Annotated in this window: 14 protein-coding genes and 1 pseudogene; 3 read left to right on the forward strand and 12 right to left on the reverse strand. The window is 64.3% G+C overall.

The annotated features are described in order from the left end of the window. Nucleotides 1-4 precede the first annotated feature (4 nt). The 5 genes from ACEN42_RS34815 to ACEN42_RS34835 all read right to left on the reverse strand — a co-directional run bounded on the left by ACEN42_RS34815 (nucleotide 5) and on the right by ACEN42_RS34835 (nucleotide 6,299). Nucleotides 5-1,213: an acyl-CoA dehydrogenase family protein gene (locus ACEN42_RS34815; protein ID WP_371883142.1), complete on the reverse strand. Its 1,209-nt coding sequence runs from the start codon at nucleotides 1,211-1,213 to the stop codon at nucleotides 5-7. Between the two features lie 13 nt (nucleotides 1,214-1,226). Continuing rightward, the gene (locus tag ACEN42_RS34820) at nucleotides 1,227-2,408 is read right to left on the reverse strand and encodes an acetyl-CoA C-acyltransferase (protein WP_371883143.1); all 1,182 of its coding nucleotides are present in this window, start codon (nucleotides 2,406-2,408) and stop codon (nucleotides 1,227-1,229) included. Between the two features lie 45 nt (nucleotides 2,409-2,453). Next, nucleotides 2,454-4,574: a 3-hydroxyacyl-CoA dehydrogenase NAD-binding domain-containing protein gene (locus ACEN42_RS34825; RefSeq protein ID WP_371883144.1), complete on the reverse strand. Its 2,121-nt coding sequence runs from the start codon at nucleotides 4,572-4,574 to the stop codon at nucleotides 2,454-2,456. A 138-nt stretch (nucleotides 4,575-4,712) separates the two neighbouring features. Then, a complete protein-coding gene (locus ACEN42_RS34830) occupies nucleotides 4,713-5,624 on the reverse strand; it encodes a LysR family transcriptional regulator (protein WP_371883145.1) in 912 nt (303 codons plus the stop codon). A gap of 45 nt (nucleotides 5,625-5,669) precedes the next feature. Continuing rightward, nucleotides 5,670-6,299, reverse strand: a complete 630-nt coding sequence (locus ACEN42_RS34835; RefSeq protein WP_371883146.1) for a TetR/AcrR family transcriptional regulator — start codon at nucleotides 6,297-6,299, stop codon at nucleotides 5,670-5,672. Between the two features lie 428 nt (nucleotides 6,300-6,727). Here ACEN42_RS34835 and ACEN42_RS34840 point away from each other — a divergent pair. Together ACEN42_RS34840 and ACEN42_RS34845 are read left to right on the forward strand one after the other, a co-directional pair. After that, nucleotides 6,728-8,085 (forward strand): annotated as a pseudogene (locus ACEN42_RS34840) (epoxide hydrolase family protein). Nucleotides 8,086-8,256: 171 nt separating this feature from the next. After that, nucleotides 8,257-9,198, forward strand: a complete 942-nt coding sequence (locus tag ACEN42_RS34845) for an alpha/beta hydrolase fold domain-containing protein (RefSeq protein ID WP_371883147.1) — start codon at nucleotides 8,257-8,259, stop codon at nucleotides 9,196-9,198. A 69-nt stretch (nucleotides 9,199-9,267) separates the two neighbouring features. Here the strand turns inward: ACEN42_RS34845 and ACEN42_RS34850 are convergent, their stop codons facing one another. From ACEN42_RS34850 to ACEN42_RS34865, 4 genes are all read right to left on the reverse strand, one after another. Beyond that, nucleotides 9,268-10,182: a DUF2950 domain-containing protein gene (locus ACEN42_RS34850; protein WP_371883148.1), complete on the reverse strand. Its 915-nt coding sequence runs from the start codon at nucleotides 10,180-10,182 to the stop codon at nucleotides 9,268-9,270. Between the two features lie 10 nt (nucleotides 10,183-10,192). Further along, complete coding sequence (locus ACEN42_RS34855) at nucleotides 10,193-11,290, reverse strand: DUF3300 domain-containing protein (protein WP_371883149.1); 1,098 nt, start codon at nucleotides 11,288-11,290, stop codon at nucleotides 10,193-10,195. Nucleotides 11,291-11,533: 243 nt separating this feature from the next. Beyond that, nucleotides 11,534-11,764 carry a hypothetical protein gene (locus ACEN42_RS34860; protein ID WP_374191231.1) on the reverse strand — a complete coding sequence of 77 codons (231 nt, stop codon included), beginning with the start codon at nucleotides 11,762-11,764 and terminating at the stop codon, nucleotides 11,534-11,536. 265 nt (nucleotides 11,765-12,029) lie between these two features. After that, a complete protein-coding gene (locus ACEN42_RS34865) occupies nucleotides 12,030-12,833 on the reverse strand; it encodes a MipA/OmpV family protein (RefSeq protein WP_371883151.1) in 804 nt (267 codons plus the stop codon). A gap of 233 nt (nucleotides 12,834-13,066) precedes the next feature. On the opposite strand from ACEN42_RS34865, the gene ACEN42_RS34870 reads away from it, so the two are divergent. Next, on the forward strand, nucleotides 13,067-13,282 hold the full coding sequence (locus tag ACEN42_RS34870; RefSeq protein ID WP_238213198.1) for a hypothetical protein: 216 nt from the start codon (nucleotides 13,067-13,069) through the stop codon (nucleotides 13,280-13,282). Nucleotides 13,283-13,325: 43 nt separating this feature from the next. Here ACEN42_RS34870 and ACEN42_RS34875 read toward each other — a convergent pair whose 3' ends face one another. Genes ACEN42_RS34875 through ACEN42_RS34885 form a run of 3 tightly spaced genes read right to left on the reverse strand, consistent with a single transcriptional unit; the run spans nucleotide 13,326 to nucleotide 17,019 of the window. After that, a complete protein-coding gene (locus tag ACEN42_RS34875; RefSeq protein ID WP_371883152.1) occupies nucleotides 13,326-14,336 on the reverse strand; it encodes a DUF2955 domain-containing protein in 1,011 nt (336 codons plus the stop codon). Nucleotides 14,337-14,344: 8 nt separating this feature from the next. Beyond that, entirely contained in the window at nucleotides 14,345-15,478 is a 1,134-nt protein-coding gene (locus ACEN42_RS34880; RefSeq protein ID WP_371883153.1) for an HlyD family secretion protein, read from the reverse strand. Next, a complete protein-coding gene (locus ACEN42_RS34885; RefSeq protein ID WP_371883154.1) occupies nucleotides 15,475-17,019 on the reverse strand; it encodes an efflux transporter outer membrane subunit in 1,545 nt (514 codons plus the stop codon). Before ACEN42_RS34885 ends, ACEN42_RS34880 begins: the two co-directional genes overlap by 4 nt. Nucleotides 17,020-17,022 lie beyond the last annotated feature (3 nt).

Below are 17,022 nucleotides of genomic sequence, written 5' to 3' on the forward strand. Positions count from 1 at the left end.
CCCCTCACAGTCCCAGGATCATCTTGGAGATGATGTTCTTCTGGATTTCGTTGGAGCCGCCGAAAATCGACAGCTTGCGGTTGTTGAAGTAAAGCGCGGCGGCGCTCGCGGCGCCTTCCGGGCCGACGGGCGTTTCGTCGTAGCCTTCGTGCAGCGCTTCCTCGATGAACGGCTGCGCATACGGACCCATCGCGCGCCGCATCAGCGACGAGATTTCCTGCCGGATCTCGGTGCCGCGAATCTTGAGCATCGAGCTTTCCGCGCCGGGCACGCCGCCGCCCGCCACTGCGGCGATCACGCGCAGGTTGGTCGTCTTCATGTTCGCGAGGTCGATCTCCACACGCGCCATGCGTGCCGCGAAGGGCGGATCGTCGGCGAGCGGACGGCCGTGGCGCTTCAGCTTCGAGGCGATGCGCCGCAAGCGCGCCAGCGCCGCAACCGAAAACCCGACGCCCGCGATGTTCGTGCGTTCGTAAGTCAGCAGATATTTCGCGACCGTCCAGCCCCGGTTCTCCTCGCCCACGAGGTTGGCTGCGGGCACGCGCACGTCGGTGAAGAACACTTCGTTGATCTCATGCTCGCCTTCGAGCGTGATGATCGGACGCACTTCGACGCCCGGACTGTTCATATCGACGAGCAGGAAGCTGATGCCCTCCTGCTTGCGCACGTCGGTTGCCGTGCGCACGAGGCAGAAGATCATGTTCGCGTGCTGGCCGAGCGTGGTCCACGTCTTCTGGCCGTTGACGATGTAGTGCTCGCCCTGTGCATCGATGCCGCGCACCGCGCTCGTCTTCACGGACGCGAGATCGGAGCCCGAGCCCGGTTCCGAATAGCCTTGGCACCACCAGTCGGAGCCATCGAGGATGCGCGGCAGCCAGAAGGACTTCTGCGCCTCGCTGCCGTACTTGATGAGCACGGGCCCGAGCATGTTCACGCCGAAGGGCACGATGCGCGGCGCGCCCGCGAGCGCACATTCGTTTTCGAAGATGAACTTCTGCACGGCGCTCCATCCCGGCCCGCCATACTGTTCGGGCCAGTGGTTCGCGAGCCAGCCCTGCTCGTTCAGGATGGCGTGCCACTCCGCCATGTCGGTGCGCGTGAGGCGCAGACCGCCGCGTACCTTTGCGGATAGCCGCGCCGGCAGCTTCTCCTCGAGGAAGCGCACGACGCGCGCGCGAAAGGCTTCCTCGTCGGCGTTGAATTTCAGATCCATGACGTCGTGTCTCTCAGTAGATTTCGAACAGCCCGGCGGCGCCCATGCCACCGGCAATGCACATCGTGACGACGGCGTACTTCACGCCGCGACGGCGGCCTTCGATGAGCACATGTCCCGCGAGGCGTGAACCTGTCATGCCGAACGGATGACCGATGGAAATCGCGCCGCCGTCGACGTTGAGACGTTCCGACGGGATTTCGAGTCGCTGCTGGCAGTAGAGCGCCTGCGATGCGAACGCTTCATTGAGTTCCCACAGGCCGATGTCGTCCACCGTGAGACCGTGACGCGCAAGCAGCTTCGGCACGGCGAGCACGGGGCCGATGCCCATCTCGTCCGGCTCGCAACCCGCGACCGCGAGACCGCGGAATGCACCTAGAGCGGTGAGGTTCGCGCGCTCGGCGGCTTTGGCTTCCATCATCACGCAGGCGGATGCGCCGTCGGACAGTTGCGACGAGTTGCCCGCCGTGACGAACTTGTCCGGGCCTTTGACGGGAACGAGACTCGCGAGCGCTTCGCAGGTCGTGCCGGGGCGGTTGCAGGTGTCTCCGGAAACGGTCACCTCGCGGTATTTGACGGCGCCCGTTGCCTTGTCGGTGACGGCCATCGTCGTCGTGACGGGCACGATCTCGTCGGCATAGCGCCCGGCGAGCTGAGCTTCCTCCGTGCGCCGCTGGCTCTGCGCCGAGAAACGATCCTGCGCTTCGCGGCCGATGCCGTAGCGACGCGCAACGATATCGCCGGTGTCGATCATCGCCATATAGACCTCGGGCTTGTGTTCGACGATCCACGGATCGAGGCCGCTCACGCCGTCCTCACGGGTGCGCAGTCCCGAGATGCTCTCGACGCCGCCCGCGATGATCGCCGGCGCGCCATCGACGACGATGCGGCCCGCCGCCATCGCGATCGCCTGCAGGCCGGACGCGCAGAAGCGGGTGATGGTCGTGCCCGCGATCGACAGCGGCAGGCCCGCGCGGATCACGGTCTGGCGCGCGATATTGCGGCCGGTGATGCCTTCCGGATAGCCACAGCCGAGGATCGCGTCCTCGATCATCGACGGATCGACGCCCGAACGCTCCACGGCGGCGCGCACCGCGAACGACGCGAGCGTGGGACCGGGCGTGATGTTGAACTCGCCGCGATGCGCCTTGGTCAGCGGCGTGCGCGCGGTAGAAACGATGACGGCTTCTCGCATGCGTAGTAATCCTAAGTCAATGAAAAAAATAAAGCGCCGAACGAATCATGCGGACTGGTTGAGGCTCGCAAGCGTTTCGCCCTGTTCGACGAGCCCGACGATGAGCGGCGACGGTTTCCAGAAGATCGGGGCCTCTTGCGCGAACTCGCGGATATCGGCGAGCACCTTCGCGAGGCCGATGCTGTCGGCATATTTCATCGGACCGCCGCGATGACGCGGGAAGCCGTAGCCGTATAGAAACGTCACGTCCACGTCGAGCGGACGCAGCGCAATGCCTTCATGCACGACGTTCGCCCCTTCGTTGATCATCGCGGCCATGTAGCGGCGGATGATCTCGTCGTCCGTGAAAGCGCGCGGCGCGATGCCGGCGCGCTCGCGCTCGGCGTCGATGATCGCCTCGACTTCGGGATCGGGCACGCCGCTGCGCGCGCCATCGGGATACAGGTAGTAGCCGCGTCCCGTCTTCTGACCGAACCAGCCGCGTTCGCAGATGCGATCGGCGATCTGCACGTAGCGCGCTTTCGGATCGCGCATGGCGGCGCGGCGCTTGCGCGTGGCCCAGCCGATATCGCCACCCGCGAGGTCCGACACCTGGAACGGTCCCATCGGAAAACCGAACTCGCGCAGCACGCGGTCGATCTGGTAGGGCGAAGCGCCGTCTTCCATCATGTGATCGGCGGCCGCGCGATAGGTCGCGAGCACTCGATTGCCGATGAAGCCGTCGCACACGCCCGCGCGCACCGGCACCTTGCGCAGCTTCTTCGCCAGTTCGAATGCGGTGGCGACCACGTCGGCGCTGACGTGCGCGGGCACCACGACTTCCAGCAGCTTCATGACGTTCGCCGGCGAGAAGAAGTGCAGGCCCACGACATCCGCGGGGCGCGAAATGCTCGCGGCGATCTCATCGATGTCGAGATACGAGGTGTTGGTCGCGAGCACCGCGCCCGGCTTGCAGACGCGGTCGAGCTCGGCAAACACGGCCTCTTTGACGGCCATGTCTTCGAACACCGCTTCGATCACGAGATCGGCCGCGCCCAGCGCATCGTACGATGTGCTGCCGCTGAAGCGCGCGAGGACGGCGGCCTTGGTCTCGGGTGTCATGCGGCCCTTCGCTATCAGTGCGTCGTAGACCTTCTCGACATGCGCACGGCCCCGCGCCAGCGCCGCGTCGTCACGCTCGATCATCGTGACCGGCAGACCCGCGTCCAGCACGGCCACTGCGATGCCCGCGCCCATCGTGCCGCCGCCCACCACGCCCACGCTCGCGATCGCGCGCGGCTTGGCATCGCGCGTTTCGGGCGCCTTCAGCACCTCGCGTTCCGCGAAGAAGGCATGGACCAGCCCCGCGCGTTGCGGGCTGTCGAGACATTGCAGGAAGAGTTGACGCTCGTGGCGCAAGCCCTCGTCGAAGGGCGATTCGAGCGCCGCGCGCACGGCGTCGACGATCCTCAGCGGCGCAAAGAGTCCGCGCGATTTCTTCGACGTCTCGGCTCGCGCCACGTCGATGGCCGCGCGGCTCGCGACATGATCGGCAAGACCGTTCGCGTCGCGCGTCCGGCGCGCCGGTGCACGCGCGGCCAGCAATGCCCGCGTATAGGCGAGGCCTTCGGTCAGAACATCGTCGCCTTCGCCGATTCGATCGACGAGCCCGATTGCGTGGGCTTCCTTCGCGCCCAAATGACGGCCGCTCAACATCAGATCGAGTGCGGCTTTCGCGCCGACCAGACGCGGCGCGCGCTGCGTACCGCCCGCGCCGGGCAGGAGGCCGAGCGTCACTTCGGGCAGGCCCAGCTTTGCATCGGCGAGCGCGATACGGTAGTGCGCCGCGAGCGCGATTTCCAGACCGCCGCCAAGCGCCGCGCCCCGGATCGCCGCGACGACAGGCTTGCCGCAGGCTTCGATCTGGTTGCACACATCGGGCAGCGACGGCGGCAGCGGCGCTTTGCCGAACTCGCGGATATCCGCGCCGGCGATAAAGTTGCGACCGGCGCCGATGAGCAATACGGCATCGACGGCGGCATTCGTTTCGGCGGCCTCGATTGCAAGTTGCAGTTCGTATCGCACGTTCGCGCCGAGCGCGTTGACGGGCGGGTTGTCGATGGTCACGACGAGGATGCGGCCGCGCAATTCCTGCGTGACGACGTCTGCAGACACTTCCGGGGTCATCGCCCTTGTCTCCGTATATTTGGTGTGAGGCGATTGTGGAATGCAGTGTTGGCCTTGACAATCCAAGTGGCAGTTGACGAACTGTTAACTGAAAATTGACATCGATGACCGCGCGGCCATCGAAGGAGAAGCCTGAACTCAGGTCCAGGTCTGCGCGAGCGCGGTGATTTCGGTGCGCAGATAGTCGATCAGCGCCTGTGTCGCCGGCGAAGGAAAGCGGTTGGGGAGCGTCACGATATAGAGCGTGTTCAGCGGACCCGCGACACGATATTGAGGCAGGATGCGCAGCAGTCCACGTCCCGCGGGCGCATACGGCACATAGGCCGGAAGAAGCCCCACGCCCATGCCCGCACATACCGCCTCCGCAAGAAACGGAAAGTCGGACGACTGCAGCGCGGGCTGCATGGTGATGGCATGGACGTCGGCTTCGTCCTGCCGATGCGTGAGCGTCATCGTGATCCGCCGGTCCGGATGCGGCGCCGCGACCAGCGCCAGCCTTTCGAGATCCGCCGGCGATTCGATCGGCCCATGCTTGCCGACATAGTCCGCCGACGCGTACAGGCTCCAGTCGAACGAGCAGATATTGCGCGCCACGCAATCGAGCGGCGGCGTCCTCGTGATCCGCAACGCGACATCCACTTCGGACGCGATCAGATCCTCGATGCGGTTGTTGAACGTCACGTTCAGCGTGATGCCCGGATGCGTGTGCGCGAAGTCGAGCAGCTTCGTTCCGATGAACATTCTCCCGAAGCCCGTCGGCACGCTGACGCGCACACGGCCGGTCAGCGACTGCCCGAGATTGTCGATCGATGCGCGCGCCGCGCCGAGGTCCTCCAGCATGCGTCGCCCGCAGTCGTAGAGCGTGTGGCCGGCCTGCGTGAGTTCGAGGTTGCGCGTCGAGCGGCGCAGCAGTTGCGCGCCGGTTTCGCGCTCCAGCAGCTTGAGCCGCTGACTGATGTTCGCGCGCGTCATGCCGAGCTTGCGCGCGGCGTCGCTCAGGCTGCGCGATTCGACGATCTCGACGAACAGGCCGATGAGGTTCAGGTCCATGAGGAACGTTCCGTCGTCTGACTCTCTGACCGATGCTTCACGGCTTCAGCGCTTGCCGCGTCGCCCGTCCAGTGCAAAGTTCCTGAGAAGCGTCCGCCGGCTCGCCTCCAGTATTTCCTCGCCGAGCGCCGGATTCGCGCCGCCGATCGCCCGCGAGAGGATCAGCGCGCCAACCATCTCGCTATAGAACGCGAGTGCTTCGCTGCGGGCTGCGTCGTGTTCCGCGCCTACGCCGCGCTGCTCTGCGATGAGCGCGGTCAGCGTATCGATCATCGTTTCGAAGCCGCTGGCGAAGTGCGACCGCGCTTCGGGGCCGAGGCGGCGCACGTCGGCGGTCAGTCCGGCCACCGCGCAACCCTGCTCGATGTCGCCGCAATGCGAGCCGGACAAGTAAAAGTCCAACTGCCGCTTCAGGCGGTTGCCGCCGCGCCCGATCGGTGCGTCGATGGCTTCCTTCAGGTTGCGATTGGCCTTGTCCATCGCGTTCGCCACGACCGCGGCGGCCAGCGCTTCCTTCGATTCGAAGTGGTTGTAGAAGCCGCCCTGAGTGAACCCCGCGGCCTTCATTAACGCACTCAGCCCGACGCCGTCGATCCCGTGCTCACGGAACAGCTTCTCCGACGCCGCGATGATCGCCTTGCGGTTCTCCGCCGCCTGCTGTCTCGAAACGCCCATCGTCCATGCTCCGCATCGTTCTCCGTTCGATTATATCGCCCTTGAAAAAATACAATGTCGATCACCATTGACCGGTATCGACGCACGCGATCGTGTATCGCAACGTATCTGCGGCTCATGCAGATACGCACGCTTACTCAGCGCGTCGCTTTTCGACACGTGCGGGATACGTTCGCACGCTTCAATAAGAACAGCGGGCACTTCGTTTCAGAACGAGCAGCCTGAAACAATCAGCGAGCGTGGCGCATATCATCTGAAACTCATCAACGCTTCGAACTCTGCACATGTATGTATGTGCGTGTACACAAGCAGAAGTTGACACGAAAAACTCATCTGGACCCGATCGGCCGATTCTCGTAACGGGCGCTGCCGGCGCGATGGGTGTCATCGGCAATACGTGAATCGCTTAATTTTCATCAGGAGTTCTCATGTTTGACAACAAGACCGTTCCCCCGTCTCCCTCACGCCGGCGTTTCGTTGAGGTCGCAGCGGCCGGTGTCGCGGCGGTATCGCTGAGCCGGCTGGCTTTTGCCGAAACGAATCCGTCGATTGTTTCAGTCACGAAGGCGGCGAACGGCGACAACGACGCCATTCGTCCGCTTCGTGTGCACGTACCCGAGGCGCAACTCTCCGATCTGCGTCGACGTATCAGAGCGACGCGATGGCCCGAACGCGAAACCGTGTCCGACGATTCTCAAGGCGTGCCGCTCGCGATGATGCAAGAGCTTGCGCGTCATTGGGCCACGGATTACGACTGGCGCAAGGTCGAAGCGAAACTGAACGGTTATCCGAATTTCGTGACCGAGATCGACGGACTGGACATTCACTTCATCCATGTTCGTTCGAAGCATGAGAACGCCATGCCGCTCATCGTGACGCATGGATGGCCCGGTTCGGTGATCGAGCAGTTCAAGATCATCGATCCACTGACCAATCCCACGGCACACGGCGCGAGTGCATCGGATGCCTTTCATCTGGTCATTCCGTCACTGCCCGGCTATGGATTCTCGGGCAAGCCGACGCAAACCGGCTGGGGCCCCGAACGCACCGCACGCGCCTGGGTGACGCTCATGAAGCGGCTCGGATACCAGAAATTCGCGGCGCAAGGCGGAGATCTGGGCGGTGTCGTCGCGAACGTGATGGGCAAGCAGGCGCCGCCTGAATTGCTCGGCATCCATGTCAACTTCCCGGCGACCGTTCCCGCCGATATCGCCAAGGCGCTGCAAGCCGGCGATCCGCCGCCTGCGGGCCTCGACGATGAAGAGAAGCACGCGTACGACCAGCTCGCCAGCGCCGCAAGGAAGCGCCGCGCATACGCGCTGGAAATGGGTACGCGCCCGCAGACGCTGTACGGTATCGCGGATTCGCCCATCGGTCTTGCGGGCTGGTTGCTCGATCACGGAGACGGTTACGTGCAGCCGGCGGCAGCGCTGACGTCGGCGGTGTTCGGGCGCACCGTCAACGGCGAATCGTCGGGAGCGATGACGCGCGACGACGTGCTCGACGACATCACGCTCTACTGGCTGACGAACACCGGCGTCTCGGCCGCGCGTTTCTACTGGGAATCGCACTTCAACTTCATCGGCGCGGCCGACGTGTCGGTGCCCGCTGCAGTCAGCGTATTTCCGCGCGAGAACTATCAGGCGCCGCGAAGCTGGACAGAACGCGCGTACCACAACCTCATCTGTACAACCGGCTCGACAAGGGCGGCCACTTCGCGGCGTGGGAACAGCCGGATCTCTTCGCCGGGGAAGTCCGTTCGGGGTTGAGGTCGCTGCGCACTTAGACAGGCGCGCTCGTCGACCGACGTGCCGCTCGGATGCCCGCGCAGGGGAGCCGAGAACAAGGCCCGGCGCACCGATCGTCCAACGCGTTGCACGCAGCGTCCGGCGCCAGCGCCTTGTTTCGCGCGCCCGGACGGCTAAGCTGCGATACATCCCGCAAGGAGACGACGACGATGACCACGACGCGATCCCGCATGACCCGCGACAACGCCGACCCGAAAGCGGTCGAAGTCTTTCCGTTGACGTCATCGGACCGGGACGCCCTTCCCGCGCTACATGCGACGTTCAGGCATCTGTGGTCCGGTACGCTCGCGAAGACCGCGCCGCGCGTCGCGTACGATGCGTTCTTCGCGATGACGCCGCCATCGCCCGACGTGACGTTCCATCCGTCCACGGACGCAGCCATTCCGGGCTGGATCTGCGTGCCGGACAAGCGCGTGGACGATCAGGCGCTGCTCTATCTTCACGGCGGCGCATACATGATGGGCACGGCGCCGGCGTACCGCGGCTTCGTCAGCCAGATCGCGTCGCGCGCGCGGCGCACGACGTTCATCCTCGAATACCCGCTCGCGCCCGAAACCGCGTTGCCCGGTGCGCTCGATCTCGCCTCCGGAGCGCTCGAACGGCTGCTCGGCATTCATGGCAAGGTCGGTGTCGTGGGGGACTCGGCTGGCGGCGGTCTCACGTTGGCAACGCTCTCGCGAGTCGCGAAGGTATCGGCGGCGGTCGTGTTTTCACCGTGGACCGATCTGACCTTGAGCGGGCCGAGTGTCCGCGAACGCGCATCGAGAGATGTGCTGCTCGACGAGACCAATCTTCGCGAGGCCGCACGCGGCTATCTCGGCTCGGTTGCATCCGACGATCCACGCGCGTCTCCCCTGTTCGATATTCCCGATGCGCTGCCGCCGCTGCTCGTCCAGGTGGGCTCGGAGGAAATTCTCTACGACGACGCCTCGCGCTATGCGCAAAAGGCGTGTGCTGCGGGCCACGCCATCACGCTGCAGGAATGGATGGGCATGGACCACGTGTTTCAGCAGAACGTCGAGCGCCTGGAAGCCGCGCGAGAAGCGCTCGATCAGACCGCCGCTTTTCTGGACGAACACATGGGAAGATGATCGCCCCGGGCATTGTTATGAGATCTTGCGTCGCGCTCGTGGTCGATTGCAGGCCAATACCGTGCACCTTCAAGGCTGCTGCACACGGCTCCACGACGCATCAGGATCGAACTCGGTCAGCGGCTTCGCCGACGCGCCGCGATTCTTTTGATACACGACACCGTTGTTGTTGACCACAAAAGTCATCACCCCGCTTGAGCCATATTGCGCCGGATACGCGGCCATCGCGAAGCCCGCCAGCATGCGCCCGTTGATGATGTACGTGAAAGGACCGCCCGCCGCGTGCTTTCCCTGTCGCGTGAGAATGCGGAAGTAATAGCCGTGATACGCGTCGCCCGGGTTTCGATCCTTGAGATAGTTCGCGCTTGCTGCGATCAGCGGCCCGAACGGACTCGCCTCTTCACCCTTCGATTCATCCGCAGGCCAATACAGCCCGTCACGCTTGCCTGGCGTGCTGCCGAGCTTGCGCGCGTATTGCAGCACGCCATCGCCCACACGGTCGCGCGTCGCGTACTCGCGTTGCGCATCGACATACGCGCGCATCACCTTGATGGCCTCGCGCTCGTTCGCGCCGATGCGCCGGTCCAGCACTTCCTGCTCACCCTCTTCGGTCGCGAAGCGCCACGCGCCCTGCGTGCGGACGAGCGGAATCGGCATGGGCCACGCTTCATCGCCGATACGCAGAACGCGGCGGTCCGGCGACGTTGCCTCCAGCATGTGATACGCATTGAACTCGGCGAGCGCATTGGCACGCAGCTCGCGGTTCTCGGCTTCGTCCGGCGTCACGACGAGTTCCTTGTGCGCATTGCCGAAGATGGCGATGAGCGCGGCGTCGTCGTTCGACTTGAGCGCCTGTTCCAGTGCGCTGACGGCTTCTTCCGGTGTCCTGAACGTCTCCTGATCCCCGGCGGCGTGAACGCGCAAGGGAACGATGAGCATCGCGATGATCGCGCATGCGACGAATCGACGAGACGTGCTATTCATGAAGCGTCTCCTATCGGCGACCGCCGCGGCCGCCTCCGCCAAATCCACCACGCGCGCCGCCCGAAAAGCCACCCTGAAAGTTGCGTCCACCTTGCCCGCCCGACATCGACTGCCGGCTCGCCGCGCCGCGCGCGCTGTCCGCTCTCGCGCCTTGGGCGGACCCGTAGCCGCTGAACGCGTCGCCGCCCCGTCCCTGAAGGTTGCCGGCGCTCTGTGCGCGTGGCGACTGCGCGGTCGTCGGGGTTCGCGCGCCGGCGCGAGATGGCGCATCGCCCACGCGTTGCGCCGATGCGCGTGTGCTCGCGCCCGATACCTGTCCAGGCTTCTTTTCCGAGCGCCACTGGGTCGAACGCTGAGACGCAGAGGTTCCGTCCGCCGAGCGGTTCGCAGCGCGATTGCTCAGTTCGTTCTTGACCTCGGCCCGGTTGACGTTGCCTTCGCGGTTGATGTTGATGGTGTTGTTGCCGCCCTCGTAGTGCGACACGTAGTGCCCGCCGTTCCACGCCGCCGTGATCGCGGCGCCCCAGATGAGGCCCGTCGCGAATGCCGCGCCCGGTGCGTAGGGATAGTAGTAGACCGGATAAGGCGCTGGCCAGTAGGTATACACCGGCGTCGGGCTGCTGATGACGACCGTCGACGGGTTGTACTGCGGCACGTAGATGACCTCGGGATTCGAAGGAACGATCTTGATGACTTCCTTCTCGACCACCACCGTCTGCTTGTCGTCCGTCTTGAGATTGCCCACCGATTGAGTCTGACGCCGGAAACGCTGCACGGCCTGCAACACGGCGCTTTGATCCGTCACCACGGCTTCGCCGAGCGCCACGGTCCAGTCGAGGTTGGTGCTCATTGTCTTGAGCACTTCGGGGTAGTTCAGCAGCGCCTTGATCGGATCCTGCCACGCTTCGTTGACCGGCAAGTCCTTCTCGGTTTTTCTGCGATCGAGAAACCGGTCTGCCTGCACCACTTCGACCGGATAAGTCGATGCAGGAAGAATGATCGCGACAAGATCGTCGGGATAGAGTGCAATCGGACCGACGAGCGCATCCAACGAACCCGACTCCATCGCGACGGGTTGCGCACGTGCTGCCTCCGACGCCTGAGCCACGGTTTGCGTGCCGCTTGCGGCAGATGTCGGAGCGACCGTTTGCGCACCGCTTTCCGGTGGCGTTTGAGGAACTGCGCACCCGCCTGCACACAGCGCGGATGCGATGACCATCACGCTAAAGCACTCACGCATGTCCAGCACCACCAGGATTGGCTATACCGCGCGTGTTCCAGAGCCCGGGTCGTTACAGGGCCGTCTCGGTTCCAAAGAACATCGGATTGCAGTTGCCCTTTCACGCAGCGATCATTGCGCAGTCGCACCACCATGTGCTGCCGCGATGGCCGCGTCGCGCTCTTTGGCGGCTTCCGCCTTCTTGTGGTCGTAGACTTTCTTGGCCGCTGCGACCTTCTGGTTATATTTCTTGTTGGCTGCGGAGACTTCCATTCGCACCTTGACGATTTCGTCGTTATGCGCGGGCTGAGCCGCGCCCTGATCGGTTTGTGCCCACGCATTCGTTGCGAACGCGATCGACATCAGCATTACAGCTCCTTTGAGACGATTCATGGCTACCTCCTCTCTTTGATTGCTATCGACGCTTCACGGAGATATGAGGTGTGCCGGCCGTTCCTCTCCGCGCGAACTTTTCCAGGAACGACAACGCGGTATAAACCGCACGCTGCTCTGCTCACAGTATGCGAACTCGTTCGTGAATTCAAGCAACCTGATCAGATCGATGTGGGCCCAGACGATGATGGAATTGCCGATCAACCGCGCCCGTTGGCCCCGGTTTCAGTGCAGGTCATTGAAAGGCATAAGCGATCCCGACGCCGTATGTAAGTTGATTGCGCGTGCCACGCTGCGTCACGATGGGGCTCGCTGCCGAATCACCCATCAGGCGCTGGTAGTAGACCATCGCGCCCGCGTACCATTTCGGGCTGACTTGAAAGATACCGGCGATCCAGCCGGTAATCTGATTGAGGCCGCCTCCGGGATTGAAGACCGGTAATCCGCTCTTCTGGGAGTCCTCGGATGTCACGCCGTAGTAGGTTTCGTTGAAGCCGCCGCTCACCCATGTCGCACCGAGTCCGCCGCCGATGAACACGCGCGAATGCAGTGGAAGCCATGCGCTCGTATTCAGCGTGGTGCGCGCACCCGTGTAGACGGAGCCGGCATTCGTGACGACGGTAATCTCCCCTCGCAAGCGGAACGGCACATCGCCGACGTGACTGTATTCGTAGCCGACGTATCCGCCCCCTTCCACCGTGGTGGAGACGTCGTGAACCTGCGACACGACCGCGTCATCGACATTCCGTCGTCCCAGACGAAGCGCCAGCGCCGGACCCCACTGAAATCCGGTAAGACTCCCGAAGTTGTATTGCGTATATGTTCCGTACCACTCGAACAGGTGGCCACCGCTCGTCACGTATCGCATGCCAGGAAGCACACCGACGATGCGATCCTTGCCGCCCGCATACTCGGTGGTCGAACCGATTCCCGCGCCAAAGAAATTGGGCAATGCGTTTGAAAAATCGATCGGGCTTGCGCAGGCGCTGCCTACGACAAGCGAGAAGCATGCTCCGGTGATCGCTTTGCATCGTTTCACGGGTGCGCTCTCCGGTCGATATGAGCCCGTCTGCCTGGCAGTATTTCGATTTCTTGATCAATCGAATCATCGTGCTGCTTACCGCTATGCGTCGTCGTTGCAAAAGCCGATTCACAATGAACGAGGATGCAGCTATCTTGATGCACGCACCACATCCAAGATGTCTCGACTCGTCCTCCGGAACTCACATCATGTTCGCTCGCAACCTCAGGCTTACCGCGTTGGTCACTGCGATGCTCGTCTGCTCCTGGCCGGACGTGTCGTTGGCAACGGAGCAGGCGCAGCAACGTCGCGCCGGTCGCGACGTTCGTCAGGATACGCGCCAGGACTCCCGGCACACCAAGCAGGACTGCCGCGCCGCCAACCAGCAATCGAACGCGCATTGCCGGCACGACAAGCGGCAGACGAAGCAGCACGGGCGTCAAACCGCAAGAGACATCAAATACTGATTACGCGAGACGCGGTCAAGTCGAACGTGCGAGTCTTGCGCCATCAGCCGCTGCGAGGTCGATCGAAAACTTGCAGCATCAGGCACGCGTACAGGCTGACCGCAAGAAAAAGCCCCATGCGCACCGCGAACGCCGTATAGACGTCCTTGCCCGCGATGCTGTCCTGTACTGACTGGCCCAGCAGGATGATCATCGTGATGAAGCCGTTCAGCCAGACGCCCGGCGGGTAGCGCGTCATCCTGATGCCGTAGAGCCTGCGCCCGATCATCAAACCGAACAGCAGCATCCACAGGAAGAACATCCACAGGTTCACCGAGAGTTTCAGCGCGAACCAGAACAGGATCGCGAGCAAGCCGCCGAGCAATGTCGAGCCGATGAGCTCCCGCGCCGCGCCGCGTGCGGTCGTGGTGCAACTCTGTCTGCCGAGGCTGACCGACTTCATGATGATCGGCATATAGCTCGCCGGGTCGGTCATTGCAAGGAGGTACGCCGGCATGACCACGAGCGCGGCGCGAAGTGCAATGCGCGCGGCCTGATCGGCGGACACGGCTCTCGCGGCAGGCGGGGGGCGCGCGTTCGCGCTCTCGGGAAACAGGCCGTGCATGAGCGCCGACACCAGCAACGCGAGCAGCAGCCCCTTCACCAGCGCGCCGACGACCGTTGCGCCCACCTGGAAGTCGGCGGTGCCGGCCGCGGAGATCATCGTGAGCCCTGCCACCAGAAAGGTCGCGACGAGGTTGTTGCCGCCGCGCACCCCGTAGAGGAACGCGACGAAGAGCAACAGGCCGACGAGCAACACACCGGCGAGCGCGTAATGACGAAGCAGCGGGACGAGCAGCAGGCCGCTACCGGTAGTCAGCATCACGACCAGCGCCAACATCGCGGCTGCCCTGAACGACATCGGCCGGTTCTGCGTCGCGAGCAGAAAGACCGCGAACACCGGCGCGATCACGGGAATCGGGAAATCGAACGCGAAGCTGATCGCGAGGCACAGCGCCGTCCCGGTCGCCATGCGCAGCGTGCGACGGCCGGGAAGCTGGAGCGTGTTTTCCATCGGCGTGCTCAGTAGACGTACGCCAGCCAGCTCATCACGCGCAGGAACATGCGGCCAAGCGGATTGAGCGGATTGCCCTGACTCGGAAACGCCATCACCTCGGCCTGCCCGCCGACACGCATGTTGTAGAGGCGCGCACGCTCGTCCTTATCGAATTCGACGATCACCGGAAAGCGCTGCGCCGGCCGCAGCCAGTCGCGGCTTGTCTGTACGGAAGGCAGACTGCCGGGCGGCGTGCTTTGTCCCACACTCACGCCGAACCCGATGCTGCGAATCCGCCCATTGAAGACTTCGCCCGGCAGCGCATCCAGCACGATCGCCACAGGCGTGCCGGGCCTCAGGCGGCCGAGATTGTTTTCGGTCATGTCCGCGCTGATCCACACATCGCGGATCGCGATCAGCGTCATCACCGGCTTGCCTGCCGATGCGAACTGGCCGACTTCCGTGCCGAGATCGGTGATGACGCCGCCGGTTCGCGCCCTGATGCGCGTGTTGGCGAGATCGAGGTCGGCCTTCTGGAGCGCCCCGGCCGCGCTGCGCAACTGCGCGTTCTCCGCCTCGATGCCGCCCTGCTGTTCGCGTGCACGCTCGACTTCCGCACGCGCCGCGACAACCTGACTCTGAGCTTGCTCGTAAGTCGCTCGCGCCACTTCGAGGCGCCGCAGCGAGATCGTGCCTTCGTCCTCGCGATACAGCCGTTCGAGCCGCTCGCTGTCCTGCCGCGCCTTGACCTCGTTCGCGATGGCCGCGCGCAGCGACGCACGCGCCGAATCGATGCCGGCCGTGCTTGCACCGATCTGCCTGCGCATGGTTTCGAGATCGGCGCGCGCGCGATCGGCAGTGATGCGGTACTGCTCGCCGTCGATTTCGAAAAGCACGTCGCCTGCGTTGACCTCCTGATTGTCACGCACCAGCACGCGCGTCACCCGGCCCGATACTTCCGCGGCGACGGGCACCACATTGGCCTGCACGCGCGCCTGCTGCGTATAGGGCGTGATGCGGTCGGCCAGCAGATACCAGATCAGGCTCACGACGATCAGCGTGATCACACACTTCAGCGCCCTGCCCGATGGATCGCCAGCCGGAGCAGGCGGCGGCGTGCGCGCCGATGCGGTTTCCGAAGACCCGCCCGTTTCGCTCATCGGGCCGCTCCTTCGGATGGCACGCTCACCTGGTTCAGCAGATCGCCCCAGTCGGTGCGTTGCTGCATCTGCTGGCGTGTCGCGGCATCGACGAGCGGCTGGCGCGTGGTCCAGCCGCCGCCCAGCGCCTTGTAGAGCGCGATCAGGCTGCCGACCGCGTTGCGCCGGTTGACGACATACGCGTCCTGCTGGGCGAACAGCGCGCGCTGCGCATCGAGCACGCGCTGGAAGTCCGAGTAACCTTCCCGATAGATCGTGCTGGCAAGCGTCAGCGAGCGCCGCGCGGCCCCTTGCGCCTCGTTCAGGATGGCGTCGCGGCGCGACGCGGCGATCAGCGAGGTGGCGGCGTCATCGGCCTCGCGCGCCGCTTCGCGCACGGTGTTTTGATAAGCGACCGTCAGCTGCTGCAGCCGCGCGTCCTGAACGCGCACATTGTTCGTGATTCTGCCGTGATCGAAGACGTTCCAGACCACGCTCGGGCCGATCGCCACCGCAAGCGTGCTCGGTGAGCCCTTGAGCGAGCTCGCGCTGAAGCCGAGCGTGCCGAGCAGGGAGACCGACGGATAGAAATCCGCTTCCGCCACGCCGATCAGCGCCGATTGCGCGGCCATCTGATATTCGGCGGCGCGCACGTCGGGGCGGCGCAGCAGCAGATCGGCGGGTACGTCCTGCAGGACGGCGCGATCCACCAGCGGAATCACGCCACCCTTACCGGACGACACGCCGAGTTCCGGCAACGGGCCGGGCGGCCGGCCCATCAGCAGGGACAGCGCGTGTTTCGCGAGCACGATCTGGCTTTCGAGTTCAGGGATGCTGCTCAACGTGCCCAGATACTGCGTATTCGCCTGCTGGAAATCCAGTTCATCCGTCTCGCCGGCCTTGAAGAGTTTTTGCGCGATGTCGTAGCTGCGTTTCTGCAACTGAGCGTTCTCGCGGGCGATGCGCAGGCGCGCCTCGCCGGTGCGCAGCGTGAAATAGGTTTCGGCGACCTGCGCGTGCAGAAGAACGAGCGCGGCGTCGCGGTTCGCCTGCGCGGCGAAGAACGCGGCGTCGGCCGACTCGATCGCGCGCGCGAAACGCCCCCAGAAGTCGAGCTCCCATCCGACGACGAAGCCCGCGCCGTACTGCAGATACACGCCCGAGCGCGGATCGAAACCATCCGAACGCTTTTGCGCCGACGCAAGCGCTTCGGCGCTGGCCTGCTGCACTTGCGGATAGCGTCCCGCGAGCGCGATGCCCAGTTGTGCACGCGCCTCGATCACGCGCAATCCGGCGATCTGCAGGTCGCCGTTTCCGGCATCGGCTTGTTCCATCAGGCGTTCGAGATTCTCGTCGCCGAAGATTCGCCACCATTGCCGGACATCGGGCTGCGGCGCCTGCTGCGTGACCTGTTCTAGCGACGTGCTGCTCCAGTGTTCGCTCCAGGGCTCGTGTTGCGGATGAAAGTCCGGCCCCACGCGCATACAGCCGCTCAGCAACGACGCAAGGCCCACGATGACGCAGTCCGTCAGCCGCGGCCGTCTGATCCGGGAGGCGTGCATCGA

Source organism: Caballeronia sp. S22 (assembly GCF_964261745.1).
GTDB lineage: Bacteria > Pseudomonadota > Gammaproteobacteria > Burkholderiales > Burkholderiaceae > Caballeronia > Caballeronia jiangsuensis.